Source organism: Nonomuraea sp. NPDC049421 (assembly GCF_040677005.1).
Lineage (GTDB): Bacteria > Actinomycetota > Actinomycetes > Streptosporangiales > Streptosporangiaceae > Nonomuraea > Nonomuraea salmonea.
The window spans coordinates 141,197-165,113 of sequence record NZ_JBFAQA010000005.1 but is presented as its reverse complement, the minus strand read 5'-3'; the positions used below and the strand labels follow the sequence as shown (position 1 = coordinate 165,113).

The 23,917-nt window shown below is 72.7% G+C and carries 25 protein-coding genes; 9 read left to right on the top strand and 16 right to left on the bottom strand.

Translation table 11 applies throughout. The annotated features are described in order from the left end of the window. Window positions 1-4 precede the first annotated feature (4 nt). On the top strand, window positions 5-2,581 hold the full coding sequence (locus tag AB0K18_RS11095) for an FtsX-like permease family protein (protein WP_364913112.1): 2,577 nt from the start codon (window positions 5-7) through the stop codon (window positions 2,579-2,581). Between the two features lie 92 nt (window positions 2,582-2,673). Here AB0K18_RS11095 and AB0K18_RS11090 read toward each other — a convergent pair whose 3' ends face one another. The 8 genes from AB0K18_RS11090 to AB0K18_RS11055 all read right to left on the bottom strand — a co-directional run bounded on the left by AB0K18_RS11090 (window position 2,674) and on the right by AB0K18_RS11055 (window position 7,418). Beyond that, the gene (locus tag AB0K18_RS11090) at window positions 2,674-3,147 is read right to left on the bottom strand and encodes a DUF1772 domain-containing protein (protein ID WP_364913109.1); all 474 of its coding nucleotides are present in this window, start codon (window positions 3,145-3,147) and stop codon (window positions 2,674-2,676) included. 37 nt (window positions 3,148-3,184) lie between these two features. Further along, a complete protein-coding gene (locus tag AB0K18_RS11085; protein ID WP_364913107.1) occupies window positions 3,185-3,640 on the bottom strand; it encodes an SRPBCC family protein in 456 nt (151 codons plus the stop codon). Window position 3,641: 1 nt separating this feature from the next. After that, on the bottom strand, window positions 3,642-3,902 hold the full coding sequence (locus tag AB0K18_RS11080) for an acyl carrier protein (RefSeq protein ID WP_355430381.1): 261 nt from the start codon (window positions 3,900-3,902) through the stop codon (window positions 3,642-3,644). 85 nt (window positions 3,903-3,987) lie between these two features. After that, window positions 3,988-4,440 (bottom strand): DUF1772 domain-containing protein, encoded by a 453-nt coding sequence (locus AB0K18_RS11075; RefSeq protein WP_364913104.1) that lies wholly within the window; start codon window positions 4,438-4,440, stop codon window positions 3,988-3,990. Then, window positions 4,437-5,402, bottom strand: a complete 966-nt coding sequence (locus tag AB0K18_RS11070) for an NAD(P)-dependent oxidoreductase (RefSeq protein WP_364913101.1) — start codon at window positions 5,400-5,402, stop codon at window positions 4,437-4,439. Before AB0K18_RS11070 ends, AB0K18_RS11075 begins: the two co-directional genes overlap by 4 nt. Beyond that, window positions 5,399-5,779 (bottom strand): SchA/CurD-like domain-containing protein, encoded by a 381-nt coding sequence (locus tag AB0K18_RS11065; RefSeq protein WP_364913098.1) that lies wholly within the window; start codon window positions 5,777-5,779, stop codon window positions 5,399-5,401. The genes AB0K18_RS11070 and AB0K18_RS11065 overlap by 4 nt, the downstream gene beginning before the upstream one ends. 31 nt (window positions 5,780-5,810) lie before the next feature. Further along, window positions 5,811-6,662, bottom strand: a complete 852-nt coding sequence (locus tag AB0K18_RS11060) for an LLM class flavin-dependent oxidoreductase (RefSeq protein WP_364913096.1) — start codon at window positions 6,660-6,662, stop codon at window positions 5,811-5,813. 18 nt (window positions 6,663-6,680) lie between these two features. After that, window positions 6,681-7,418 (bottom strand): SDR family oxidoreductase, encoded by a 738-nt coding sequence (locus AB0K18_RS11055; RefSeq protein WP_364571263.1) that lies wholly within the window; start codon window positions 7,416-7,418, stop codon window positions 6,681-6,683. 200 nt (window positions 7,419-7,618) lie between these two features. On the opposite strand from AB0K18_RS11055, the gene AB0K18_RS11050 reads away from it, so the two are divergent. Beyond that, the gene (locus AB0K18_RS11050) at window positions 7,619-8,626 is read left to right on the top strand and encodes a methyltransferase (protein WP_364913093.1); all 1,008 of its coding nucleotides are present in this window, start codon (window positions 7,619-7,621) and stop codon (window positions 8,624-8,626) included. Here AB0K18_RS11050 and AB0K18_RS11045 read toward each other — a convergent pair. Further along, window positions 8,603-9,001 carry a SchA/CurD-like domain-containing protein gene (locus AB0K18_RS11045; protein WP_364913090.1) on the bottom strand — a complete coding sequence of 133 codons (399 nt, stop codon included), beginning with the start codon at window positions 8,999-9,001 and terminating at the stop codon, window positions 8,603-8,605. The two genes, AB0K18_RS11050 and AB0K18_RS11045, sit on opposite strands and share 24 nt — an antisense overlap. A gap of 213 nt (window positions 9,002-9,214) precedes the next feature. On the opposite strand from AB0K18_RS11045, the gene AB0K18_RS11040 reads away from it, so the two are divergent. The 3 genes from AB0K18_RS11040 to AB0K18_RS11030 are packed head-to-tail and all read left to right on the top strand — an operon-like array spanning window position 9,215 to window position 11,701. Beyond that, entirely contained in the window at window positions 9,215-10,270 is a 1,056-nt protein-coding gene (locus AB0K18_RS11040) for a methyltransferase (protein ID WP_364913088.1), read from the top strand. 25 nt (window positions 10,271-10,295) lie between these two features. After that, window positions 10,296-11,492: a cytochrome P450 gene (locus AB0K18_RS11035; protein ID WP_364913085.1), complete on the top strand. Its 1,197-nt coding sequence runs from the start codon at window positions 10,296-10,298 to the stop codon at window positions 11,490-11,492. Window positions 11,493-11,494: 2 nt separating this feature from the next. Beyond that, window positions 11,495-11,701: a ferredoxin gene (locus tag AB0K18_RS11030; protein ID WP_364913082.1), complete on the top strand. Its 207-nt coding sequence runs from the start codon at window positions 11,495-11,497 to the stop codon at window positions 11,699-11,701. A gap of 93 nt (window positions 11,702-11,794) precedes the next feature. On the opposite strand, the gene AB0K18_RS11025 is transcribed toward AB0K18_RS11030, so the two are convergent. The 5 genes from AB0K18_RS11025 to AB0K18_RS11005 form a co-directional block, all read right to left on the bottom strand. Beyond that, window positions 11,795-12,796, bottom strand: coding sequence for a reductase (locus AB0K18_RS11025; RefSeq protein WP_364913080.1), 1,002 nt, complete (start codon window positions 12,794-12,796; stop codon window positions 11,795-11,797). 7 nt (window positions 12,797-12,803) lie between these two features. Then, a complete protein-coding gene (locus tag AB0K18_RS11020) occupies window positions 12,804-13,013 on the bottom strand; it encodes a ferredoxin (protein WP_345388421.1) in 210 nt (69 codons plus the stop codon). Window positions 13,014-13,026: 13 nt separating this feature from the next. After that, a complete protein-coding gene (locus AB0K18_RS11015) occupies window positions 13,027-14,214 on the bottom strand; it encodes a cytochrome P450 (RefSeq protein ID WP_364913078.1) in 1,188 nt (395 codons plus the stop codon). A 37-nt stretch (window positions 14,215-14,251) separates the two neighbouring features. Continuing rightward, window positions 14,252-15,049: an SDR family oxidoreductase gene (locus tag AB0K18_RS11010; protein ID WP_364913076.1), complete on the bottom strand. Its 798-nt coding sequence runs from the start codon at window positions 15,047-15,049 to the stop codon at window positions 14,252-14,254. Window positions 15,050-15,118: 69 nt separating this feature from the next. Then, window positions 15,119-15,598, bottom strand: a complete 480-nt coding sequence (locus AB0K18_RS11005; protein WP_364913074.1) for a hypothetical protein — start codon at window positions 15,596-15,598, stop codon at window positions 15,119-15,121. A 252-nt stretch (window positions 15,599-15,850) separates the two neighbouring features. Here AB0K18_RS11005 and AB0K18_RS11000 point away from each other — a divergent pair, with 252 nt between their 5' ends. Together AB0K18_RS11000 and AB0K18_RS10995 are read left to right on the top strand one after the other, a co-directional pair. Beyond that, window positions 15,851-16,873, top strand: a complete 1,023-nt coding sequence (locus tag AB0K18_RS11000) for an LLM class flavin-dependent oxidoreductase (protein WP_364913072.1) — start codon at window positions 15,851-15,853, stop codon at window positions 16,871-16,873. Window positions 16,874-16,878: 5 nt separating this feature from the next. Continuing rightward, window positions 16,879-18,360, top strand: a complete 1,482-nt coding sequence (locus tag AB0K18_RS10995) for an MFS transporter (RefSeq protein ID WP_364913608.1) — start codon at window positions 16,879-16,881, stop codon at window positions 18,358-18,360. Here AB0K18_RS10995 and AB0K18_RS10990 read toward each other — a convergent pair. After that, window positions 18,308-19,327, bottom strand: coding sequence for a methyltransferase (locus AB0K18_RS10990; RefSeq protein WP_364913069.1), 1,020 nt, complete (start codon window positions 19,325-19,327; stop codon window positions 18,308-18,310). The genes AB0K18_RS10995 and AB0K18_RS10990 overlap by 53 nt on opposite strands. 166 nt (window positions 19,328-19,493) lie before the next feature. On the opposite strand from AB0K18_RS10990, the gene AB0K18_RS10985 reads away from it, so the two are divergent. Both AB0K18_RS10985 and AB0K18_RS10980 read left to right on the top strand, forming a co-directional pair. Then, window positions 19,494-20,624 carry a cytochrome P450 gene (locus tag AB0K18_RS10985; protein ID WP_364913066.1) on the top strand — a complete coding sequence of 377 codons (1,131 nt, stop codon included), beginning with the start codon at window positions 19,494-19,496 and terminating at the stop codon, window positions 20,622-20,624. Window positions 20,625-20,638: 14 nt separating this feature from the next. Then, window positions 20,639-22,639: a carbamoyltransferase C-terminal domain-containing protein gene (locus tag AB0K18_RS10980; protein WP_364913063.1), complete on the top strand. Its 2,001-nt coding sequence runs from the start codon at window positions 20,639-20,641 to the stop codon at window positions 22,637-22,639. A gap of 20 nt (window positions 22,640-22,659) precedes the next feature. On the opposite strand, the gene AB0K18_RS10975 is transcribed toward AB0K18_RS10980, so the two are convergent. Beyond that, window positions 22,660-23,901, bottom strand: a complete 1,242-nt coding sequence (locus tag AB0K18_RS10975) for a nucleotide disphospho-sugar-binding domain-containing protein (RefSeq protein WP_364913060.1) — start codon at window positions 23,899-23,901, stop codon at window positions 22,660-22,662. Between the last annotated feature and the right edge of the window lie 16 nt (window positions 23,902-23,917).

Genomic DNA, 23,917 nt, shown 5'->3' with positions numbered 1-23,917 from the left:
CGTCATGGGCAACCCGTTGTGGCTGATCGCGCGCCGCACGTTCGCCGAGGGCTGGGTGCGGCTCACCGCCACGCTGCTGGCGGCACTGGGCTCGATCGCGCTCATCGCGGGCTCGACGCAGTTCGCGCTGCGCGCGCAGGAGGCGGTGGCCGGCAGCGACGCCACCGAGTACGCCAACGCCGACGTGCTCGTGCAGGGCGGCACCGTCGATCCCGCCGACCCGTTCGCGCCGCCGGACGGCCGGATCCAGCTCGACCGGCTCGCCTCCCGGCCCGGGGTGGCCGCGGCGGCCGGTGACGCCACGGTCGCGGTGACGGCCGCCCGCGCCGACGGGCAGGCGATCATGGCGGCGGCCGAGGGCCGTACGCTGCTGCGTCCCTGGGTGGCCGATGCGCGGCTGAGCCCGTACCGGCTGGAGGCGGGCCGCGCGCCGGCCGCCGACGGCGAGGTGGTGGTCATCCGGCACCTGGCGCGCGCCGGCGAGCTGGGCGTCGGCGACCCGCTGACGCTGACGCTGCCGCGCGAGACCCGCCAGGTGCGGATCTCCGGCATCGTCAGTGTCCAGGACCGCGGCGCGGTGGCGGCGGGCGACCTCGTGCTGGCGCCGCCCGAGACCGTGCGGCAGGCCGCGATGCTGCCGCCGGGCAGCTGGCAGGGCGTCTGGCTGAAGGCCGCTCCCGGCGTGTCCGCCGACCGGCTGCGCGACGAGGTCTCCCGCGAGCTGGGCGACACGGCCACCGTACGCACCGCGGCGTCCGTACGGGCCGCGCAGACCGCGGCGGCGGCGGGCGAGGGCGCCTCGATCGCCGGCGTCGTCGGCATGCTCGCCTCCGTGGCGATCTTCGTCGGCCTGTTCGTGGTGGCCAACACCTTCGGCACCCTCGTCAGGCAGCGCACCAGGCGGCTCGCGCTGCTCGGCGCGATCGGCGCCACGCCCCGCCAGATCGGCCGGCTCATCCGGCTGGAGGCGCTGGTGCTGGGCACGGTCGCGGCGCTGGGCGGCGTGGCCGCCGGCTTCCCGCTGGCCGAGCTGATCATCTGGCTGTTCGCCAAAGACGGCTTCGACGTCTCCGCGTCCGACCCGCAGTTCGGCCTCGCCGCGCTGCTCGTGCCCGCCGCCGCCGGGATCCTCGTCACCCAGGCCGCCGCCTGGCGGGCGGCCCGCCGCGCCGGGGCGGTCTCGCCCATCGAGGCGCTGCGCAGCACCGTCGCCGAGCCGGTCGAACGCCGCTGGCCCCGGCTGCTGCTCGCGGGCGGGCTCTTCGCCGCCGCCCTCCTGTTCTGCGGGGTCGCGGTGGCGGTGCGGATCAGCGACACGCCTGGCTCGGACCGCACGTTCGCGATCACGCTGATGGTGCTCTTCGCGTCGATGCTGGGCGTGACAGGGCTGGCCGTGCTCACCCCGTTCTTCGTCGGGCCGCTCGGGGGTCTGGTGGGGCGGGTCGGCACCGTGGTCAGCGGGGAGACCGGGCGGCTCGCGCGGGCCACGATCACGCGCAGCCCGCGCCGGGTCTCCTCGGCGGCCTCGTCGCTGATGCTCGGCGTCGCGCTGGTCGCCTCGCTGGTGCTGGTGACGATGTCGGTGCACGACCGGTTCATCGAGGCGGGGCGGCAGGTGATGGTCGCCGAGCACGCGATCGCCTCGACCGCGCGGACCGCGGAGGGCGCGCCCGCGCCGCTGGCCCGCGACGTCGCGGCCAAGGTCGCGAACGCGCCCGGCGTGTCGGCGAGCGCGCTGCTGACCCAGAGCGAGGTCACGCTGGTGTCGCCCGGCGGCGCCGAGCCGTACCGCTTCCTGGTCAGCGGTGCCGAGCAGAGCGGCCTGCGCGAGGTCCTGCGGCTGGGCGGCAGGCCGCCCGTCCTGCGCGACGGGGAGATCGCGCTGGCCTCGACCGTGATGAAGGAGCGGGGGCTGCGGCGCGGCCAGGACATCGTGGTACGCGGCCTCCAGGGCCGGGTCACGCTCAAGATCGCGGGCTCCTACCACGACCCGTCCCACCTGTTCGCCGACCAGGCACTCGTGGCCCCGGCGACGATGGACCGGCTCGACACCAACGCGGCCACGCTGGCGGTGCTCGTCCGCGGGGGCTCCGCGCAGGCGCTGCAGAGCGCTCTGTCCGGGGTGCCGGGGGTGCGGGTGCTCGACAGGGACGCGTACGTGGACGCCGCATCGCAGTCGCAGACCAGGGCGCTGCGCTCGACGTACAGCTTCGTCGGTATGGCGCTGCTGCTGGCCCTGTTCGGCATGGCGACCACGGTCTCGATGAGCGTGGTCGAGCGCACCCGCGAGTTCGGGCTGCTGCGTGCCGTCGGCGCGACCGTGCGGCAGGTACGCGGGATCGTCCGCTGGGAGGCGGCCACCGTGGTCGTGCTGGGCACGCTGCTCGGCCTGGTGATCGGCATCGGGACCCTGGGGCTCCTGTACGTCACCAGCGGCAGCTCGTTCCTGCGCCCGGCGCCGCCGTGGTGGCTGTTCCTGGCGCTCCTGGCGGGCGCGGCGGTGGCGACGCTGCTCACCTCGGCGCTGCCCGCGCGCCGGGCGGCGAACGTGCCGGTGCTGGAGGCCGCCAAAGCCGAGTGAACGGCGGGTGAGACGTCGACAGGACACGCCAAGGACCGGCTCCTCTCGCACGGGAGCCGGCCTTTGGCGTCGTGGGGTGACGTCGCGGGGGGTTACAGGACCAGGCCGACGAGGGCGCAGTTGACGATCAGGGCGAGGGTGGACAGGGCGGTGCGCGCCCGGTTCCACGAGCCCCACTGCCGCCGGGGGTCGCGCTGCGCGAAGTCGTCGGGCAGGTGGTCGGGGTCGAGGGTGCGTACCCACCGGTTCACCGGCACGTTCTTCGTCACCGAGATCGCGATCGTGCCGAGGCAGAGCGCGGCCGCCACCAGGTACAGCACCCGCGCCGCCGTGACCTCGGCCAGCAGGGCGAGCGCGAGGTCGCCGAGCGTGGTGAGCAGCAGGCAGGCGGGCATGAACGGGTCGAACCTGGTCGAGAAGAACGCGTGCGCGTGCACGTAGCGGTCGGGTGGCAGGCTGTCCAGCAGCGGCCAGCCGCCCATCTGGGTGCCGAGCAGCACCCCGGCGGCCAGCCCGTTGGCCAGCAGGACGAGCGGGACGACGATCTCCAGCACGAGCTCCTCCAAACGGTCAGCCTGCCACCGGCCCTCGCGTCCGCACCGCTCAGCGGGCGGCCGCGGCGGCCTCCACCTTCTGCTTGATCAGTGCCATCTGCACGGGGGTGTTGCGGTTGAGCCGCGCCTGCATCGTCGCGTCGTCGACCGGCGCCTCCGCCTTCATCTCGAAGTCCTGCACCCAGCGCATGCGCACGCCGCCGTCCTCCTGCAGGTACTCCCAGTAGATCCACATGTACTTGAACGGCCCGGTCTCCACCCGCTGCGAGCGGACGGTCTTCGTGGCCTCGTCGGGGCGCCTGGCCGACACCCAGCTCCACACCTTGCCGTTCTCGTCGGGGTGCAGCGCGAGCCTGAACAGGATCGTGCCGTCACGGTCCGAGAGGATCTTGGCCTCCGAGTACTCGCTGAACAGCTCGGTCCAGGACTCGATGTCGTTGGTCATGTCCCAGACGAGCTGCATGGGAGCGTTGACGACGATCTCGTTGTCGGTGTGCCCGGCCATGTCACGCACCCGCCTTCGCCGTCAGCAGCGAGTTGACGTAGTCGATCGCCTTGGCCGGCGTCGGCATGTCCAGCACAGCCTCGTCGCTGATCTGGACGCCGTAGCGGCGCTCCACCTGGCTGCACAGCTCCAGCAGGGCCAGCGAGTCGTAGCCGAGGAAGGCGAACTCCGTGTCGGCGATGTCGCCGTCGAGGTCGGCCTCGTCGACGCCGCCCATCTTGCGCAGGATGTCCTTCAGTTCGTCCATGTCGAAGGCGCTCATTGCAGTTTCTCCATTCGGTCGGCCGCGCCATGTTCCGGCGCTTTCTGACTTCTCATCCGGCTTTGCGCCGCGGTGCCCGGCGCGGTCAGGCGAGCACCACGGCGACGGCGTTCACCGTCACGCCCATCAGGGCGAGCGCGGTGCGCAGCAGGTGCCAGCGCCGCCACAGCGGGCGGGGGTCGCGCCAGTCGGGCGGCACCTTGTCCGGGTCGAGGGCCTTGACCACCCGGTTGATCGGGACGTTGCAGAAGTGCGAGACCACCGACACCCCGAGCAGCAGGACGGCGGCCGTGGCGAACAGCGCGGCCGGCTCGGCCCTGGTCAGCACCGCGAGCACGATGTCGAGGACCATCGAGGTCAGCACGATGATCGGCATGGTCGGGTCCCACCGGCGGCCCACGAGCTGGTGGGTGTAGACGTAGCGGTCGGCCGGCATGGCGAAGAGCGCGGGCAGCACGCTCAGCGCGACCGCGAACAGCACTCCGGCCACCACCCCGCTCCCCACCAGCGCCGCCACGGCCAGCAGATCCGTGATCACGGCCCTTGACCTCCGCCGTCCGTGGCCGGCTCGGCGGGGGTGGGGATGCGATCGCCGCGTGACACCGGGTCGGCGGGCGTGGGGAGGTCGGCGGGGGGTGTCGGTTCGGCGACCGTGGCGGCGTCGTCGTCGCCGCGGCCGGCCTCCAGGACGGCGGTGTAGCGGTCGAGGGCGCTCGCCGTCACCGGCAGCTCGGCCCCGTGCGCCTGCGCCTCCTGGATCGCCAGGCGAAGGTCCTTGTGCATGAGCGTGGCGCGGAAGGCCGCCGGCCGGTACGTCCGCCCGCGCATGAACTGCGCGCGGAACGACAGCACCGGCGAGCGCCAGCCGCTGCGCTCGAAGACGTCCAGCAGCACGCCCCGATCGACGCCCATGGCCTCGACGAACGTCACCGCCTCCGCGAGCCCGATGATCTGCACGCCCAGCATCAGGTTGAACGCCAGCTTCAGCGCGCTCGCGTTCCCGGTCGGCCCGAGCACGCGGACGTCCTGCCCGATGGCCTCCAGCACGTCGCGCACGTCGGCCACCGCCGCGTCCTCACCGGCGGCGAAGACGCGCAGCTCGCCCTTCGCGGCCATCGCCGGGTTGCCGAGCACGCACGCCTCGACCCGCCGCACCCCCGCCTTCGCCAGCCGCGCTTCGGCGTCCACGGCGAAGGCCGGGGTGACCGTCGAGGTGTCCACGACGACCGCGCCGGCCGGCAGCCGCCCGTCCAGCGCGCCGAACAGCACCTGCTCCACGGCCGCCTCGTCGGCCAGGCTGAGCAGCACGACCTCGGCGCCGGCCACCGCCTCGGCCGGGGTGGCCGCGATCGCGGCCCCCGCCTCGCGCAACGGCACGGCCTTGTCAGGACTCCGGTTGTACGCGGTGACGCGCGCACCCGCGGCGACGAGGGCCCGCGCCATGCCCGCGCCCATGCCGCCCAGCCCGAGCACCGCGATCGACGTCGGCCGCTCGCTCATCGCTGCGCGGAGTGGGTCTCGACGGACAACTGGGAGATGCAGCGCATGACGGCGTCGCGGAAGTACCGGCCGAACCCGGCCTCGTCGCCGGTGTCCCGCTGCTCCTGGAGGTAGGGGGCGAGCTGGTCCTCGATCAGGTGCACGCCGCGCTGCTTCGCCATGTGGCGGGCGATGGCGGCGAACTCGCCCTCGTAGTGGATGATCCGCACCATCACGTCGTCCTTGATGAAGACCGCGGTGCCGAGCAGCCGGCCGGCGTCGGCGCCGTCGTCGCCGGCGAACACCGGGGTGTCCACCCGCTGGAAGCCGGCGAAGATCTCGGCGATCTCGTCCTCGTAACCCGGTTTGACCCGGTAGGTGATGGCCGCGTACGGCATGGCGTCCTCCTTCTCAATCGTCGGCGCGGGCTCAGCCGAAGGCCACTTCGGCGATCAGGTCGAGCTGGCCGGCATCGGACGTACAGGGGATCAGCATGAGCTCGTCGCACCCGGCGGCGGCGTAGCCGTCGATCGTCTCGCGCAGCCGGGTGTCGTCGGTGATGACGTTCTCGGCCAGGAAGCGGGCCTTCTGGCCGGTGTAGGCGTAGTAGTCGAGCAGGTAGCGGCCGCCGGCCTGCCTGCGGTCCGCGCCGGGTGCGACGTAGGCGAGCGCGCCCAGCCGGGGCTGGTCGGTGCGGCCCGCGTCGGCCCAGCACTTGCGTACGGTGGCGGCGACCTCGGCGTACCGGTGCAGCGGGGTGCTGCCGGAGATCCAGCCGATGCCGTACCTCGCGGCGCGCGCCATCGAGGCGGCCGAGTTGCCGCCGACCCAGAGCGGGATCCCGCCGCGCTGCGGGCGCGGACCCACGCCGGGGACCTTCCCCGACCACACCCGCTCCATCTCCTCCAGCACCGCGTCGAGGCGGCGCCCGCGCCCGCCGTACGGCACGCCGGTCGCGGTGAAGTCGTCCTCCCTGCCGCCCGCGGCGACGCCGACGACCAGCCGGCCGCCGGACAGCCGGTCCACGCTGGCCAGCTGCTTGGCCAGCAGCGTCGCGCTCGGCCGGTACGCGGCCAGCAGGATCGTGGGCGCCAGCGTGATGCGCTCGGTCACGGCCGCCGCGGCGGCCAGCGTCACCACGGTGTCGTAGCTGTCGTAGACCAGCCGGTCGAGCACGGCCAGCGTGCTGAAGCCGAGCCGGTCGGCCCGGCGGGCGAACTCGGCCAGCTCCCTGCCGTCCGTGCCGGGAACGGTGCTCGGCGCGCCGACTCCGATGTCCATGGGTCTCCCGCCCGCCGCTCAGATCCCGCCGTCCACGTTCAGGGTCACGCCGCTGATGTAGCGGGAGGTGTCGCCCGCCAGGAACAGCACCGCGCCGGCCACGTCGTGCGGCCGGCAGAGCCGCCCGAGCGCCGTGATCGACACGATCCGCTCGACGACCTGCGGCGGCAGCCCCGCACCCGGCTCGGTCTCGGTGAGCCCAGGCGCGACCAGGTTGACCCTGATGCCGCGGGCGCCCAGCTCCTTGCACAGCCCCCGGGTGAACCCGATGAGCGCCGCCTTCGAGGCGGAGTAGTGCACGCCGTTCATCCGCCCGCGCAGCGCCGCCGACGCGCCGATGTTGATCACCGAGGCGCCGTCGGCCAGCAGGTGCAGCATCGACTGCGTGACGAGGTAGGCGGAGGTCACGTTGTGGTCGAGCAGCCGCTGCCACTCCTCGCCCGAGATCTTGGCGAACGGGGCCGCGCCGTCCACGCCGACGTTGTTGACCAGGACGTCGAGCCCGCCGAGCTCGGAGTCCACGGTGCCGGCCAGCCGGCGGGCGTCCGCGGAGTCGGTCACGTCGGCCCGCACCACCCGGCTGCGGTCGCCGAGCTCCTTCAGCTCCCTTGCGAGGGTGTCGGCGTCCTCGCCCTCGGTGTGATGACATGCCAGAACGTGTGCGCCGGCCTGCGCGAAGGCGAGGACCGTGGCACGACCGATGCCCCTGGTCCCACCGGTCACCAGCACGCGCTTGCCGCGTAGCCCTTGATCCACCAGACCATTCCTCTCGCTGCGACGTACGGCTCGGCCCATCGTGCAGGCACCGGCTGGTCCGCCCCTCGATTCCCGGTCGAGGCAGGGCGGCGCCGCCGTCGCGCTCCAACCGGCTTCGAGCCGGTCTCCACCTCGCGATGGAAGCGTCGCGAGCGACCCGGCACGACCGTCGGCCAGGGCTGCGAGAAAGGAAGTCACGTATGACGGGCATCGCTCCGGACGTCACCACCCCCACCGGGCTCATCCGGCTGTGCAACGCCTTCTGCGAGGCCAAGGCCCTGCTCACCGCGGTGGAGCTGGACCTGTTCACCGTCCTGCACGACAACCCGGCCACCGAGGAGGAGCTGCGTGAGCGGCTCGGGCTGCACGGCCGCGGCCTGCGCGACTTCCTGCACCTGCTGACCGCGCTCGGCCTGCTGGAACGCCACGGCGACGGCTTCCGCAACGCCGCCGGCGCGGACCAGTATCTGGTGCGCGAGCAGCCGACGTACGTCGGCGGGTTCATGCGCAGGACCAACGACAACCTCTACCCGGCCTGGGGCAAGCTGTCCGAGGCCCTGCGCACCGGCGAGCCGCAGGCCAAGGGCGACTTCCAGGACGTCCTGCGCGACCCGAAGATCCTGGGCCGGTTCATCCACATGATGGACGCGCTGACCCAGGTGCTCGGGCCGCAGCTCATCGAGGCGTTCGACTTCTCGGGCCACGCGACGCTGCTCGACGTCGGCGGCTGCCGGGGCAACCTGGCCGGCCAGATCACCAAGGCGCACCCCGACCTGACCGGCACCGTGTTCGACCTGCCGCAGATGGAGCCGTTCTTCGACGAGCACATGGCAGGACTGGGCCTGACCGAGCGGATGAGCTTCCACGGCGGCGACTTCTTCAAGGACCCGCTGCCGCGCGCCGACGTCGTGGTCCTGGGGCACGTGCTGCACGACTACGACGAGGAGAGCCGCCGCTTCCTGGTGGAGAAGGCCGGCGCGGCGGTCAAGCCGGGCGGCGCGCTGGTGATCTACGACCGCATGCTCGACGAGGGCCCCGCCCTGATCGAGAACCTGGTGATCAGCCTCGACATGATGCTGGTCACCGAGGGCGGCTCGGAGTATCCGGTCGAGGAGGTCAGGCAGCACGCCGCGGCGGCCGGTTTCACCGCGCTGGAGCACCGGCCGCTCGGCGACTTCGACACGCTACTGGTCTGCCGCAGAGGCTGAGGGCTCCGGGTTCCTGGGCACCGCGAACTGGGTGATGCAGCGCAGCCGGCTGGCGTTGAAGGTCTTGGTGAAGCCCTCGACCGTGCCGGTGTCGCGCGGCCTGTTCAGGTAGGGGGCGAGCTTGCGCTCGACCTCTGCCACGCCCGGCTGGGTGGCCATGAATTTGATCACCGCGTCGAGGTCGCCCTCGTACTCGATGAACCGCACCAGCATGCTGTCCCTGATGAACACCGCGGTGGCGAGGATGCGGCCGGCCTGGCCGCCGTCGGCCCCGGGGACGACGTTCCCGGACGGCCGCCGGAAGTTCGCGAACACCTCGGCGACCTCGTCCTCGTGTCCGCCCTTGATGTCATAAGTGATCGCCGTGTACGGCATGGCAACTCCTCGGGAGATCGTGAACGTGGGTCCCCAGGATGCGCGGCGAGGCTCGAAACGCCCTCGCGAACCGCTCGGCCGGAAGGCCCGGCCCGCGCTCCATGCCGGTTTGATCCGCCCTTGAGCCGCCGGTGGCAGCCTGCCGGGCATGGCAGGCCCCTGACCGGCCCGAAGGCGGCGGAAACGACCTGTCACCCAGAAGGAGGAATCGGGATGACCACGACCTCGACCGACCGCGTACCGGCGCAGGGTCCCGGCGAGGAGCAGCAGGAACTGCTCATGATGCTGGCCGGCAAATGGGTGGCGGGCACGTTGAACGTGCTCGCCCGCCTCGGCGTCGCCGACCTGCTCGCCGACGGCCCGTGCGGCGTCGAAGACCTGGCCGCGCGGACCGACAGCCACGCGCCCACGCTGCACCGGTTCCTGCGCGCCGCCGCGTCCGTCGGCGTGTTCGCCGAGCGCGGCGACGGGCGTTTCGAGCTGACGCCGAAGGCGCAGTACCTGCGCAGCGACGTGCCGGGCTCGCTCAGGTACCTCGCCTACTTCTACGGCGAGACCACCGTGTGGAACTGCTGGGGCTACGCCTACGACACCGTGCGCACCGGCGAGCCCAACGGCCGCAAGCTGCGGGAGGGCAAGAACTTCTTCGAGTACTTGGAGCAGGAGGCTCCCGAGTTCGCCGCCGCGTTCCACAAGGCCATGTCGGAGCTGAACGAGAGCCGCGCGCCGAAGATCGCCGACTCCTTCGACTTCGGGCGCTTCGCCACCATCGCCGACATCGGCGGCGGCCAGGGCCGGTTCCTGTCGGCCATCCTGCGCCGCTACCCGGACTCGCGGGGCATCCTGTTCGACATCGAGACCGCCATCGCGACGGCGCCGCCGGTGCTCGCCGCGCAGGGCGTCGCCGACCGGGTCGAGCTGGTCAGCGGCAGCTTCTTCGACGAGGTGCCGTCGGGCGCGAACGCGTACACGCTGAAGGCCGTCATGCACGACTGGGCGGACGCCGAGTGCAGCAAGGTGCTGGGCAGGATCAGGCAGGCGATCGGCGACGACGCCGACGCCCGCGTGCTGATCGTGGACGGCGTCGTCCCGGAGGGCAACGACCCCCACTACATCAAGCTGATGGACATCTCGATGGCGGTCACCAACGGCGGCCGGGAGCGGACCGTCGCCGACTGGACGCGGCTCGTGGAGGAGTCGGGTTTCGAGGTCGTCGACATCCACCCGACGGAGCCGCCCCACAGCATCGTCGAGGCCCGGCCGGTGTGAGCCGCATGATCAGGAAGGTGACCAGATGAGCAGCGAACAGCCGGTACCGTACCCGTTCCCGCGCCCCTCCCCCCTCGACGTGCCCGCCGAGCTGACGGACCTGCGCGAGCGTCCCGTGCTCCCCGTGGTGCTGCCGAGCGGCGACCGGGCGGTGCTGGTCACGCGGTACGAGGACGTGCGGTCCGTGCTGACCGACCACCGGGTCAGCCGCAATCTCAACCGCCCCGACGCGGCCCGCATGACCTCGAACAACAAGATGTTCCAGGACGAGCGGATGGACCCCGACCCGCCTGAGCACACCAGGGTCAGGCGGCTGGTGATGAAGGCGTTCACCGCCACCATGGTCGAGAACCTGCGCCCCAAGGTGCAGGAGATCGTGGACGAGCTGGTGACCAAGATGGAGAACGGGCCGTGCCCGGCCGACGTGTCGGAGGCCGTCGCGTTCCCGCTGTCCATCCGGGTCATCTGCGACCTGCTGGGCGTGCCCGCCGAGGACCAGGACCGCTTCCGCGGCTGGACGGACCGGTTCCTGTCCACCGGCAAGTACTCGGGGCCCGAGATCGGCGCGGCGATGCGCGAGATCAGCGCGTACATGGGGGCGCTGATCGAGAAGCGGCGGGCGAACCCCCGTGACGACCTGATCAGCGCGCTGACGCAGGTCCACGAGGACGACGACACCCGCCTGAGCGAGTACGAGCTGCACTGGTGGTGCCGGCTGCTCCTGCTGGTCGGCTACGAGACCACGGCCAGCCAGATCGGCTACATGGTGGCGAAGGTGCTGGCCCATCCCGACCAGCTCGCCAAGCTGCGCGCGGACCTGTCGCTGGTGCCGTCGGCGGTGGAGGAGGTGCTGCGCTTCAAGCTGCTCAACGGCTCGCTGTCGATGCTCCGCTACGTCACCGACGACATCGAGGTGGGCGGGGTGACGGTGCCGAAGGGCACGAGCATCATCCCGGCGGTCGAGTCGGCGAACTGGGACGAGAGCGTGTTCTGCTGCCCGCACGAGTTCGACGTGGCGCGGCCGTCCAACTACCACCTGACGTTCAGCGTGGGGCCGCACTTCTGCATCGGCGCCTCGCTGGCCCGGCTGGAGCTGCAGATCGTGCTGGACACGCTGCTGCGCCGCTTCCCCGACCTGCGGCTCGCCGTGCCCGCGGCCGAGCTGGGCCGCAGTGAGGGGACGCTGATCGGCGGGCTGCTGAGGATCCCGGTGGAGTGGTGAGCATGCGCGTGACGGTGGATCGTGACACGTGCTGCGGCAGCGGCCTGTGCGTGGCCGCCGTGCCGCAGGTGTTCGGCCACGACGACGAGACCGTGGTCGTGGTACGCGAGCCGGAGCCGCCGGCCGCCCTCGCCGACCTCGTCCGCGAGGCGGCCAGGCGCTGCCCGACGGGCACGATCCGGCTCCTCGAGGCACGTGCGGGCGACTGATCGGGGCCCGGCATGAAGCGGCCGCCGGCGGATGTACCGCCGGCGGCCGCCTCGTCTCCGGCCCGCGCCGAGCCGGACGCTCCTGCCCCTGGCTCAGCCGGCCAGAAGTTTCGCCTCCAGGTCCGGGTCCAGGTCGGCCGGGACGTGGTCCGCGCGATAGGCGCTCTGGGAGCTCTCCGGCACGTCGCCGCCCACGTCGCGCAACCAGGCCCAGGTGTCGGCCACGGTCTCCTCGACAGGACGGCAGCGCAGCCCGGCCGCCACCGCCTTGGACACGTCGGTCCTGTGCAGCAGCTCGTACATGTCGCCGGGCGGCAGCCAGCCCGGCAGATCGACCCACGGCCGGATCCCCGCCGCCAGGATCGGCTCGGGGTCGACCCAGCGCAGTTCGGCGCCGGCGCCGGTGACCTCGGCGCAGGCGGTGACGAACGCCTCCATCGTGGCGTGGTCCGGCGGGCACACGAGGTTGTAGGCGCCGTGCAGGCCGCGGCCCGCCGCGTCCAGGACGAAGGCGGCCAGGTCGCGGGCGTCGATGTACTGCAGCGACGAGGTACGCGGCCCCGGCGCGAGCTGGACCCCGCCCCGGGCGGCGCGCCGCAGCCACCACGGCACCCGCCCCGAGTTCTCGCGGGGCCCGAAGATCAGGCCGGGCCGCACTCGCAGGGCTCGCTCACCGAGCGCCCGCTCCGCGGCCACCTCCCCGCCCGCCTTCGCGTCCCGGTAGCCGATCTCCTCGCCGTCCGGCGAGCCGGCCACCACCGGCCGCTCCTCGGTGAGCGGCGCGGGCACGGGGAAGTCGTAGATGCCGCGGCTGGAGACGTAGGTGTAGTGGCCGATCCGGCCGTCCAGCAGCCGCAACGTGTCGCGGACCACCCGGGGAGGGCCCGACCACGTGTCCACCGCCGCGTCCCACTCGCCGTCCGCGAGTGCCCGCATGCCGTCGGGCAGGCCGCGGTCGCCCTCCAGCGCCCGCACGCCGGGCGGCGGCGCGTGCCGCCCCCGGTGGAACACCGTGACCTCCCAGCCTCTGGCCAGCGCCGCCTCGGCCACGGCGCGGCCGACGAACTCCGTACCGCCAAGCAGGAGAATGCGCATCCGATCCTCATTCCGTTGGACGAGAGAGCGTGCCGACCCGCACCGCTCCCGACGGGCACAGCCGCTCCGCGCGCAGCGCCTGGTCCATGGCCTGTCCCGAGGGCGTCTCCGTGAGCACCACCACCAGGCCGTTCTCGTCCTGGTCGAAGACGCCCGGCGCGGTCAGCGCGCACATGCCCGCGCCGACGCACACCCGCTGGTCACCCACGACGCTCATGCCGCTCCCCCTCTCACCACGTCACCGGCAGCGCGTCGATGCCCTGGATCGCGCCGGGCGGGCGGGGGGCCAGCTCCTCGGCGGGCACCGTCATGCGCAGGGTGGGGATGCGCTGCCACAGCGCGGTCAGCGCGATCTGCAGCTCCAGCCTGGCGAGGTTCTGGCCGAGGCACTGGTGCCTGCCGTAGCCGAAGGCGATGTGCCCGCCCGCGTCGCGGCTCGGGTCGAAGACGTCGGGGTCGGTGAAGACGCCGGCGTCCCTGTTGGCGAGCGAGCCGGGGATCAGCACGCCCTCCCCCGCCTTGATCACCACGTCGTCGATCTCGATGTCGGCGGTGGCGACCCGCAGGTTCGCGCTGTCGGCGATCGACTGGAAGCGCAGCAGCTCCTCCACGGCGGGCGCGATCGCCTCGGGGTTCGCGCGGATGGCGGCGAGCTGGTCGGGGTTCTCCATCAGCGTGACCGCGCCCAGCGAGATCATCGCCGCGGTGGTCTCGTGGCCGGCGATGAGCAGCGACATGGCCGCGAGCGCGAGGTCGTCGTCGCCGATCCTGCCGGTGCCGGCCAGCCGCCCGATGAGCCCGGCGCCGTCGGGGGTCTTCTTGTACTCGGTGACCAGGTGCTCGAAGTAGGCGAGCAGTTCGGCGCCCGCCTGGCGGCCCTCGGCGGTGTCGAACGTGCGCACCAGCCGGCGGATGGCGTCCTGGAAGAAGTCGCGGTCCTCCCAGGGGGCGCCGAGCAGCCGGCAGATCACCCGGAAGGGCACGGGCAGGGCGAACTCCCGGTAGAGGTCGGCCGGCGGGCCGTGCTCCAGCATGTCGTCGAGTGACTCGTGCACGATGCGCTCGATGTCGGCGCGCCGCTCGCGCACCTTCTTCAGCGTGAAGTCCGGCAGGAACATCCGCCGCTGCTCGTCGTGCTCCGGCGGGTCCATCCCGATCAGCGCCTGGCGCTTGCGCTCGGTCAGCAGCTTGACCTGCACCGAGATGACGGGAAAGCCTGGACGCCTGCGGTCGGACGACAGCCTCGGGTCCTTGAGCAGCGTACGGGCCTGGTCGTAGCGGGTCACCAGCCACGCGAGCTGCCCGGCGTGGGTCGTCACCCGGCGCAGCGCCGGTCCCCCGCGCAGCTCCGCGTACGCCGGGGGTGGAAGGTGGGGGCAGACGCGCGCCTGGGGAAAGGCGGGCGGTGCTGTGGTCATCGTCTCTCCTGCTCCGTGTCCTGAACGGCCGGGCGGCTCAATGGCCCCCGGCCACGTGGATCACCTGACCGCTGACGTTCCCGTTGGCCTCGGACGCCAGGAACAGCACGGTGTTGGCGACGTCCGCGGGTGTCGACACCTTGCCGACGGGACGGTCCTGGTTGAGCATGCGCTTGATCTGTACGTCGTCCAGCTCGGCGAACCTCGCCTGCTTCTCCTCGGGGAAGCGGCGCAGGAAGCCCCTGCTCACCGTGGCCCCCGGGGCGACCACGTTGACGAGGATCCCGTCGGGCGCCAGCTCGGTGGCCAGCGTGCGGCCCAGGCCGTGCAGCGCCATCTTGCTCGACACGAACGCCTCGTCCCCGGTCGCGCCGCGGGCGACGATGTTGGCCGAGATGAGGATGATGCGGCCCCATGCCTGGCGCCGCATGGCAGGCAGCACGGCCTGCACCGTGTGGAAGGAGCCCTCGACGTCCGCCCGGAGCAGCGGCGACCACTCCTCGGGCGGCACGTCCTCGAAGTTCACCGGCGCGGTGCGGGTGCCGTCCTGCGCGGAGGCGCTCAGCACGAGCACGTCGAGGCGCCCCCACTCGTCGAGCACGGCGCTCACGCACGAGCGGATGGCGGCCGGGTCGGCGAGGTCGTACTTGACGACCATCGCCCGGCCGCCCCGCTCGCCGATGACGCGGGCCAGCTCTTCTGCGCGTTGCGCGTTGTCGCGGAAGGTCAGCGCGACGTGGGCGCCCTCCGCGGCGAACGCCTCCGCCATGGCGGCGCCGATGGATCCACTGCCACCGGTGACCAGGACGACCTTGCCCGCGAGTCCGAGTTCCATGTTGGCTCCTCTCCGATGTGCAGCGTCGCGGTCGTACGTCGACAGCGGCTCGAATCAGGCTGAAGTGAGTCAGTAGCGGGTGGCGCGGGTCGCGCTCTGGACCACGGCGACCTGGTTGCCCTCGGTGTCGAAGGCGGTGCCGGTGCCGGTCGCCTGCCAGGAGGAGGAGGTGAACGTGCCGGTCTGCTCGATGCGCACCTCGCCGGTCCAGGTGCCGTCGTCGTCGGCGTACATGAAGTGGCGGAAGGAGAACGAGAAGCCGCCTGAGGCCAGCCGCCACGAGCCCAGGCTGAGGTGGCCCGCCCCTGTCGTGGTCGCCACCAGGACGCCGTCCGCGACGAACGCGAACAGGCCGGCCTCCGGCGGCCGGTTCACCGTGGGGAAGGTGACCTCCACCGCCCAGGTGCCGAGCAGCGGGAGGCGCCTGCTCTCCTGGGCGCCGGTCTCGGCGGCGGCGGGCGTGGCCCCGGCGAGCAGGCCGAGCCCGACCAGCGGGGCGAGGCTCCCGCCCCGGCTGAGCAGGCTGCGGCGGTTCAGGTCCGTTCTCATGCGAGCTCCCTTCGGACGTGGCACTCCTTTATCCGGCAGGGTGCTCGAACGGCGGTCCAACCGCCCTCGGCCGAGATCGCACGACCGCACTTCCGCCGCTACCTGCTCCGTCTTCGAGGCGGGCCTGTGACGCTGAGCGCGCAGGCGCGGCCCGCCGCACCGGCGGCCCATAGAGCGGCCCATGGAGCGGGTCATAGAGCGGCCTCACAGAGCGGCCTCACAGAGCGGCCTCACAGAAGGGACGGCCTAGGCATGAAGCTCGGTGTCAATCTCTCCTATCTCGACGCGGTGGAGGTCGCGCGGGAGGCCGAACGACTCGGGTTCGACCTCGCGGTCGTCCCGGAGGGGTTCCGCGCGGACGGCGCGACCGTTCTGGGGGCCGTGGCCACCGCGACCACCCGCATCGGCCTGGCCTCCGGCGTCTTCCAGGTGCCCGGCCGCACGCCGGCGATGACCGCGTTGACCGCCTCCACGCTCGACGCCCTGTCCGGCGGCCGGTTCCGCCTGGGACTCGGGGTGTCGAACCCGGACATCTCCGAGGGCTGGCACGGTGTGCCGTTCCGGCGGCCGCTCGCCAGGACCCGCGAGTACGTGGACATCGTGCGCCGCGCCCTGACCGGCGAGCCGGTCACCCACGAGGGCGCCCACTACCGGCTCCCGCCCGAGGGCTGCACGGCCGCGCCGCTGCGGCTGTACGGCGAGCCGGCCCGGGTGCCCATCTACCTCGCCGCCGTCGCACCGGGCGGACTCGAACTCGCCGGGGAGATCGCCGACGGCTGGCTGGGCGCGTTCTCGCCGCCCGGCGAGCTGCCGAAGACCATCGACGCCCTGCGCGCCGGCCGGGCCCGCGCCGGCAAGCAGCTCGCGGGGTTCGAGGTGCTCTGCGGCGTCCCCATGGCGCTGGGCGCCGACGTCGAGACGGCCGCCACGCCGATCAGGGGCTACCTGTCGCACTTCCTCGGCATGGGCGGCCGCAGCCGCAACGTCTACCTCGCGCTCTTCGAGCGGCTGGGCTACGGCAAGGAGAGCGCGGTCGTGCACGAGCGCATGGCCGCGGGCGACCCGCGCGGGGCCGCCGCCGCGGTGCCGGCCGGCCTGGTGGAGCACATCTCGCTGCTCGGCCCGCCCGAGCGGGTCGCCGAGCGGATGCGCGCGTACGCCGAGCACGGCATCACCACCCTGCTCGTCTCGCCCTTCGGCGGCACGACCGCCGAGCGCGTCGAGATCCTGCGCACCGCGGCGAAGGCGCTGGACCGCGCCGGCCTCGCCGCGTGAGCGCCATGGGCACCCGCAGGCTCGCCGCGCTGCGCGGCAACCCCTGGGCGGTCATGACGACCACCTGCCTCGGCTACTTCATCACGATCCTCAACTCCACCTCGGTCAGCATCGCCGTCCCGGAGATCCAGGCGGGGCTCGGCGCGAGCCTCAGCGAGGTGCTGTGGGTGGTCGGCGGTTACGTGCTGGCCCTGGCCGTGCTGACCGTCACCGCCGGCCGGCTGGGCGACGTGGCGGGGCCGCGTACCGTGTTCCTCACGGGCATGGCGGTCTTCACCGTCGCCTCGACCTTGTGCGGGTTCGCCCAGACGCCGTGGCAGCTCATCGGCGCCCGCCTGCTCCAGGGCGTCGGCGCCGCACTGATCATCCCGCAGACGCTGACGATGATGACGCTGGTCTTCCCGCCGGAGCGGCGCGGGCGGGCAAGCGCGGTGTGGGGGGTGACCGCGGGCCTCGCCGGCGTGGCGGGGCCGACGCTCGGCGGCCTGCTGGTCTCCACGGCCGGCTGGCGCTCGATCTTCGCCATGAACCTGCCGGTCGGCGTGCTCATCGTGGTGCTCACCCTGCTCGTCGTCCCGCCCGCCGTGACCGGCCAGGCCGCCAGGCGGCTGAACGCGGCGGGCGCGGCCCTGGCCGGCGTGGGGCTCGGCGCGATCACGTTCGGCCTGCTGGAGGGCAGGCACTACGGCTGGGGCACGGTCGCGTCGGTGGCGGACGTGCCGATCACCGTGCCGATGGTGATCGGGCTCGGCCTCCTGCTCCTCGCCGGGTTCGTGGTCCACCAGCACCGCGCGCGGGAGCCGCTGGTGCCGACCCGGTTGTTCGCCGACCGCACGTTCACGCTGATGACCGCGTCCATGGCGATCGTGTCGATGTGCGTGATCACGCTGTCGCTGACCATGACGCTCTTCCTGCAGACGGTGCTCGGCATGCCGGCCGCGCAGGCCGGGCTCACGCTGGCGCCGTGGGCGCTGGGCATGACGTTCGGCTTCCCCGTCACGGCCCGCCTGACCGAGCGGTACGGCGGTGAGCGGGTGCTGCTGGGCGGCTTGCTCGTCTACGCCGCCGCCCTGGCCGCCGTCGCGCTGCTCAGCCGGCCCGGCGTGGCCGGGTACGCGCTGGTGGCGCCGCTCGCGATCGCCGGGCTGTCGCAGTCGGCGGCGTTCGGCCCGATCACCTCGCTCGCCATGCGGGACGTGAGCCCCGACCTGGCGGGCGCCGCCTCAGGGGTGTTCAACACGATCCGCCAGACCGGGACGCTGTTCGGGATCTCCGTACTGGGCACGGTGCTGCAGGCCAGGCTGGACGCCGGGCTCGCCCAGACCTCCTACGGGACCGCGTTCGGCGCGGCGGTCAGGTTCACGCTGCTGGTGTGCGCCGCGAGCGTGCTGCTCGCGGCGCTCGGCTCCTACCTGAACGCGCGGTCCCGGCGGGTCAGCCGGGAACCCGCCCCACGGTCAGATGCAAGTCGGTCCCCGTCGGCGTGATGCCGGTGAACTCCAGGCCGGCCCGCTTGAACAGGTCGGCGTAGTCCTGCTCGGTGCGCTCCTTGCCGCCCATGACCAGCAGCATGTGCAGGTCCATCGACGGGACGAACTTGCTCGCCGGCGGGTCCTGCAGCAGCGGGTCGGCGATGACGATGCGCGCCCCCGGCTTGGCCGACGCCGCCACGTTGCGCAGGATGCGCTCGGAGGGCTCGTCGTCGTACATGTGCAGGGTGAGCTTGAAGACGTACAGGTCGGCGCTGAAGGGCACCTCGTGGAAGTAGTCGCCGGTGACCAGCGCGCAGCGCTCCGACAGCGGGCCTGACAGCAGCTCGTCCTCCACCACGGCCAGCGTGGCCTCGGTGTCGAACCAGACGCCCGACACGTGCGGGGCGTGCTCCAGGATCGCGCGCAGCAGCGTCCCCGAGCCCGCGCCCATGTCGGCGACGGTGCCCACGCCCTCCAGCGGCAGCGCGCCCACCAGCGCCGGGTTCATCTGGTCCGACCACGACGTCATGCCGCGGAACATCCGCGCCTGCGCCTCGGGGTGCTCGCCCAGGTAGTCGAAGAAGTCGGTGCCGAAGACGTCGGGGAACAGGCACCGGCCGGCCCTGACCGACTCCGCGAGCCTGCCCCACATCGCCCAGCCCCAGTCGGACGGGGTGAGCAGGGTGTGGATGAGGCCACCAGGATGGTCCCTGCGCATCGCGCGTGACATCTCGGTGTGCGCGTACATGTCCGGGGTCACCTGCTCGAAGATCCCGTACGCGGTGAGCGCCCGCAGGAGGCGGGCCAGCGTCGCCGGCTCGGCGGACACCCGCGCGGCGATCTCGGTCACCGGCGTGGGCCCGTCGCCGACCGCGTCGGCGAGTCCGAGCTCCGCCGCCGCCCGCACGATCGCGGCGTCCTGCACCGAGTTGGACAGGCGGCGGACCCTGGCCGCGGGAGACGGTCCTGTCGTGCTGGTCATATCCGTTTCCTCTCACCACCTGGTGGACGATGTGCCGCCTCATGCTCTGCTCGCCCGCTCGAACACCGAGCGAGACCAGGACGAGAGTCCAGCGCCGCTTGCGGGCGCCTTGAGCCGCCGCGCCCATCGTTCTGGGTGACGACCTCACGCAGAGCAGGAGAGCCCGATGACGCTCAAGTTCCCGTTCGACTGGCCGCCAGGGGCACGACCGCCGGAGGAACTCGCCACGCTCCGGGACGAGCCGGTGGTACGGGCGGTCATGCCGAGCGGCGACCCGGTCTATCTGGTCACGCGCTACGCGGACGTGCGGGCGGTGCTGTCGGACCGGCGCCTGAGCCGTAACAGGGAGCGGCCGGGCGCGCCGCGCATGACCGCGGCGGCGAGGACCAAGATGTTCCAGAACCCGAAGATCGACCGGGATCCGCCCGAGCACACCCGCATGCGCCGCCTGATGACGAAGGCGTTCACCCCGGCGCGGATCGAGAAACTGGGCCCCTACGTCGAGGAGGTGGTGGCGGAGCTGCTCGACCGGTGGCGGAAGCCGCCGGTGGACCTGGTCTCCGAGTTCGCGCTGCCGCTGACGCTGCGGGTCATCTGCCGCCTGCTCGGCGTCCCGGTGGCCGACCAGGAGCGCTTCCGTACCGGGCTGGGCGAGGCGTGGCAGTACATCGGCGAGCTGATCGAGGTCAAGCGGGCGGAGCCGGGCGACGACCTGATCAGCGAGCTGATCTCCGTGCACGACGACCAGGACGGGCGGCTGAGCACGCACGAGCTGCACGTCTGGTGCACGGTGCTGCTGATGGCCGGGCACGAGACGACCGCGGCGCAGATCGGCAGCGGGGCGGTGCTCCTCATGCGGCATCCCGACCAGCTCGCCCTGCTGCGCGACGACCCCGAGCGCATCCCCGACGCGGTGGAGGAGCTGCTGCGCTTCCAGGTGGCCGGCCACTCGCTGTCGATGCTGCGCTACGTCACCGACGACATCGAGATCGGCGGGTGCACCGTGCCGGCCGGCTCCGGCGTGGTGCCGGTGCTGGAGTCCGCCAACTTCGACGCGTCCGTGTTCCCCGACCCGCTGCGCCTGGACGTCACCAGGGACGCGCGGGACCAGATCGCCTTCAGCGCGGGACCCCACTACTGCCTGGGCGCGGCGCTGGCCAGGCTCGAGCTGCGGACCGCGTTCGCCCAGCTGATCGGGCGCTTCCCCGGCCTGCGGCTCGCGGTGGACGTGACCGAGCTCAGGCATCACGACAACCCACTCGAACTCGGCTTCGTCGAGGTTCCCGTCACCTGGTGACCACCGGAGGAGACATGCGAGACGGCTTCTATCTTTCGAGCTACGTGACCATCCCGGGGCTGCACCGGCTGGCGATGGTGTCGTACCGGCACGACAACAACGTGTCGCTGTGGCACAAGGAGGGATCGCTGATCCGGCTCCTCGGCCACTGGGAGTTCGAGCGGATGAGCGGCTTGAAACACCATCGGACGCCGTTCCTCAGCATGGAGGAGCTGCGTGCGTTCGTGAACGGCCTGATCGGCCCGTTCGGGGTGTCGCTCGACGACATGACCGAGATCTGGGGCACCCCGGGGCTCGCGACCACGAACGACTACCACTTCGTCGAGGAGTATCCGGAGCTGTCCTTCCACAGCATCGCGCATCTCTACAGCGCGATGCTGCTGGACAGCGAGACGTTCTTCGGCGGCGACATCCTGACGCTGGCCGTGGACGGCGGCCCCGACCGCCTGCTCGACGGGCGTTACAAGCGCTACTGGTTCACCGGCGCGGTCAGCCGGCGCGGCGTCGTCGAGACGTTCCCCGTCGCCTCGCCCGGCCTGCTCTACAGCACCGCCAAAGACCGGTTCAAGATGCGCGAGGGCACGCTGATGGCGCTCGCCACCGCGACCACGGCCACCGGGCGGTGCGACCGTCAGCACATCCTCGACTCCTACGACTTCACCGGCCTGGCCGCGCTGGAGGGCGCGCCGCGCGCGTTCGATGAGATCGTCGCCCAGGTCAAGGAGACGGCGAGCACCGACCCCGACTTCACCGAGGAGGAGAGCTTTGTCAGCGCCGTCATGAAGGAGATCCAGGCGATCTCGGTCATGGTGATGGAGCGCAGCATCGAGACCGCGCTGGAGCGCTACGACCTCGACCCGGCGACCACGCACCTCGCGCTGGCCGGCGGCTACGCGCTGAACTGCCCCACCAACAGCCACCTCATGGAGAAGTACGGCTTCCGCGGCTTCCTCGCCCCGCCCTGCGTGGACGACGGCGGGCAGGCGGTCGGCATCGGCCTGGCCGCCTTCCACAAGAAGACCGGCGGCGAGCCGTTCACCTTCCGGTTCCCCGGCGCGTACCTGGGGCGGGCGGACGACGACCTCGACGGGGCGCTCGCGGAGTTCGGCGACCACGTCGCGGAGGTCTCCGACCTCGATCTGGACCAGGCCGTACGGGACATCCTGGCCGAGCCCATCGCCTGGTTCCACGGCCGCTCCGAGATCGGGCCGCGGGCGCTGGGCAACCGCAGCCTGATCGGCGACCCGACTTCGCGGGCGGCCAAGGACGCGCTCAACGCGTTCAAGCTGCGCGAGTGGTGGCGGCCCGTCGCGCCGGTGGTGCTGGAGGACCGGCTGGCGGAGTGGTTCGAGGACAGCAGGCCGTCGCCGTACATGCTGGAGACCTTCACGATCAGGGAGGAGCGGCGCGCGCAGATCCCGGCGGTGGCGCACCTCGACTACTCGGCCCGCGTGCAGTCGCTCAACGCCGCGCAGAACCCGGCGCTGCACGCGCTGCTGACCGCCTTCCACGAGCGCACCGGCGTGCCGATGCTCTGCAACACCTCGCTGAACGACAAGGGCGAGCCGATCATCGACACCATCCGCGAGACGATCAACTTCTGCCTGCGCAGGAGGATCAGCGTCGCCTATCTCAACGGGCGCAGGGTGGTGTTCAAGAACTTCGACCGGTACGCCGCGGGCGGGCCCTACCCGCGGACGCGGCAGCCGTTCACCGCCATCCCGGAGAGCCGGGCCGAGGCCGTGCACGCCGAGCTGAACCCGTACGGGCTGCCCGAGCTGTACCTGCACGTGCTCTACCTGGACCTCGCCCTGAGCGGGAAGTTCGATCTGCGCACGGAGGAGGGGGCGGCGGAGGCGTACGAGGCGGTGGACAGCAGGCTGCGCGCCGACCCGTCGCTGCGGCAGGCCGCCGAGCGCAGCATGCGGCGCGCCGAACACAGGTTCACCACGTTCGGGCCCGACGCGCTGCTCAACCTGGAGCTGGGCGCCGTCCGCCAGATCACCGGCGCGTAGCGATCCGGCGGATCCGGCGTTCAGCCGCGCGCGAGTGAGGGGGTCAGCTCGGTCAGCGCGCCCGCCACCTCGGCGGGCGCCGGCCGGGCGGCCATCTCCTCGCACAGCTCGGCGGCGGCCAGGCCGGGCTCGGGGGCGTCCAGCAGCCTGGTCACCTCATCCCGCAGATCCTCAGGCGTCAGCCCGGCCGCGCCGAGCACGGACGCCGCGCCGGTCGCCACGGCCCGCCCCGAGTGCCCGGCGTGGTCGGGCAGCTGCGGCACCAGCAGCATGGGCAGCCCTTGGGCGAGCGCGGCGAGTATGCCGCCGGCGCCGCCGTGCCCGACGAAGACGTCGCAGTCGCGCAGCGCGTCGCGCAGCGGCGTGTCCACCACGACGCGCACGTTCTCCGGCAGCGAGCCCTCCGCCTCCCGCCGGCCGGGCGGCTGGTCCCGACGCCCGGCCGGCGGGTCCCACCGCCCAGTCCGCAGGTCGGGCCGGGCGGCGAGCAGGTCGCGCTGCGCGGCGGAGACCGCGAGCACCACGTCGAAGCCCGCCTCCGCGAGCGCCGCGGCGATCCGGCCGGCGACGAACCTGGACGGGTCCACCTTCGCGATGGTGTGCCCCCAGCTCACGCACACCCGGGGCCGGCCGCGCGTGGCCGGCGGGCGCCAGGGCGCGGCCTCCGGCCCGTTGTAGGGCAGGTGCCGCATCTGCAGCACCCGGTGCTCGCCGGGCAGCTGCATGCCGGTGGGCACCGGGTCCACGCTCACCGTGCCGTACGGGTCCACCGGCCCCGCGCCGAGCCGGTCGGCGAGCGGCGCCAGCGCGTCCGGCAGCACGGCGCGGGCCCGCTGCAGCAGGTCCACGCCGTAGAGCTGGCGCACGGCGGGGACGCCGGTGACCGCCGCGGCGACCGGGCCAGCCAGTGTCACCTGGTCGTACACCACGAGGTCGGCCCGCCAGTCCCTGATCAGCTCGACGAGGCCGGGCGTCATGGTCTCCGCGTGCGCCATCAGCATGCGCAGCACCCTCGGCCCCTTGCCGTCGCGCACCGGCGCCGGGTCGCCCGGCAGGGGCAGCAGGAACTCGTGGACCATCCCGGCCGTGTCGACGTCCGTTCCCACGACCGCCGACGGCAGGTCGGCGCGCAGGACGTCGCGGGTCAGTCCTGGCTCGCTGGCGACGATCACCTCGTGCCCCGCGGCGCGGCAGGCGCGGGCCAGCGGGACCAGCGCGTACAGGTGCGAGGGCCAGGCCCAGGTCGTGAACAGCACCCGCATGGGGCATCTCCTCCTC

Coding starts and splice junctions, on each gene's coding strand:
- AB0K18_RS11060 (WP_364913096.1), bottom strand. CDS start 6,662: ATGGACATCGGAGTCGGCGCGCCGAGCACCGTTCCCGGCACGGACGGC.
- AB0K18_RS10980 (WP_364913063.1), top strand. CDS start 20,639: ATGCGAGACGGCTTCTATCTTTCGAGCTACGTGACCATCCCGGGGCTG.
- AB0K18_RS11005 (WP_364913074.1), bottom strand. CDS start 15,598: ATGAGAACGGACCTGAACCGCCGCAGCCTGCTCAGCCGGGGCGGGAGC.
- AB0K18_RS11050 (WP_364913093.1), top strand. CDS start 7,619: ATGACGGGCATCGCTCCGGACGTCACCACCCCCACCGGGCTCATCCGG.
- AB0K18_RS11070 (WP_364913101.1), bottom strand. CDS start 5,402: ATGAGCGAGCGGCCGACGTCGATCGCGGTGCTCGGGCTGGGCGGCATG.
- AB0K18_RS11085 (WP_364913107.1), bottom strand. CDS start 3,640: ATGGCCGGGCACACCGACAACGAGATCGTCGTCAACGCTCCCATGCAG.
- AB0K18_RS10975 (WP_364913060.1), bottom strand. CDS start 23,901: ATGCGGGTGCTGTTCACGACCTGGGCCTGGCCCTCGCACCTGTACGCG.
- AB0K18_RS11025 (WP_364913080.1), bottom strand. CDS start 12,796: ATGCGCATTCTCCTGCTTGGCGGTACGGAGTTCGTCGGCCGCGCCGTG.
- AB0K18_RS11010 (WP_364913076.1), bottom strand. CDS start 15,049: ATGGAACTCGGACTCGCGGGCAAGGTCGTCCTGGTCACCGGTGGCAGT.
- AB0K18_RS11030 (WP_364913082.1), top strand. CDS start 11,495: ATGCGCGTGACGGTGGATCGTGACACGTGCTGCGGCAGCGGCCTGTGC.
- AB0K18_RS11035 (WP_364913085.1), top strand. CDS start 10,296: ATGAGCAGCGAACAGCCGGTACCGTACCCGTTCCCGCGCCCCTCCCCC.
- AB0K18_RS11045 (WP_364913090.1), bottom strand. CDS start 9,001: ATGCCGTACACGGCGATCACTTATGACATCAAGGGCGGACACGAGGAC.
- AB0K18_RS11080 (WP_355430381.1), bottom strand. CDS start 3,902: ATGAGCGCCTTCGACATGGACGAACTGAAGGACATCCTGCGCAAGATG.
- AB0K18_RS11065 (WP_364913098.1), bottom strand. CDS start 5,779: ATGCCGTACGCGGCCATCACCTACCGGGTCAAACCGGGTTACGAGGAC.
- AB0K18_RS10990 (WP_364913069.1), bottom strand. CDS start 19,327: ATGACCAGCACGACAGGACCGTCTCCCGCGGCCAGGGTCCGCCGCCTG.
- AB0K18_RS10995 (WP_364913608.1), top strand. CDS start 16,879: ATGGGCACCCGCAGGCTCGCCGCGCTGCGCGGCAACCCCTGGGCGGTC.
- AB0K18_RS11020 (WP_345388421.1), bottom strand. CDS start 13,013: ATGAGCGTCGTGGGTGACCAGCGGGTGTGCGTCGGCGCGGGCATGTGC.
- AB0K18_RS11000 (WP_364913072.1), top strand. CDS start 15,851: ATGAAGCTCGGTGTCAATCTCTCCTATCTCGACGCGGTGGAGGTCGCG.
- AB0K18_RS11095 (WP_364913112.1), top strand. CDS start 5: ATGGGCAACCCGTTGTGGCTGATCGCGCGCCGCACGTTCGCCGAGGGC.
- AB0K18_RS11015 (WP_364913078.1), bottom strand. CDS start 14,214: ATGACCACAGCACCGCCCGCCTTTCCCCAGGCGCGCGTCTGCCCCCAC.
- AB0K18_RS11040 (WP_364913088.1), top strand. CDS start 9,215: ATGACCACGACCTCGACCGACCGCGTACCGGCGCAGGGTCCCGGCGAG.
- AB0K18_RS10985 (WP_364913066.1), top strand. CDS start 19,494: ATGACGCTCAAGTTCCCGTTCGACTGGCCGCCAGGGGCACGACCGCCG.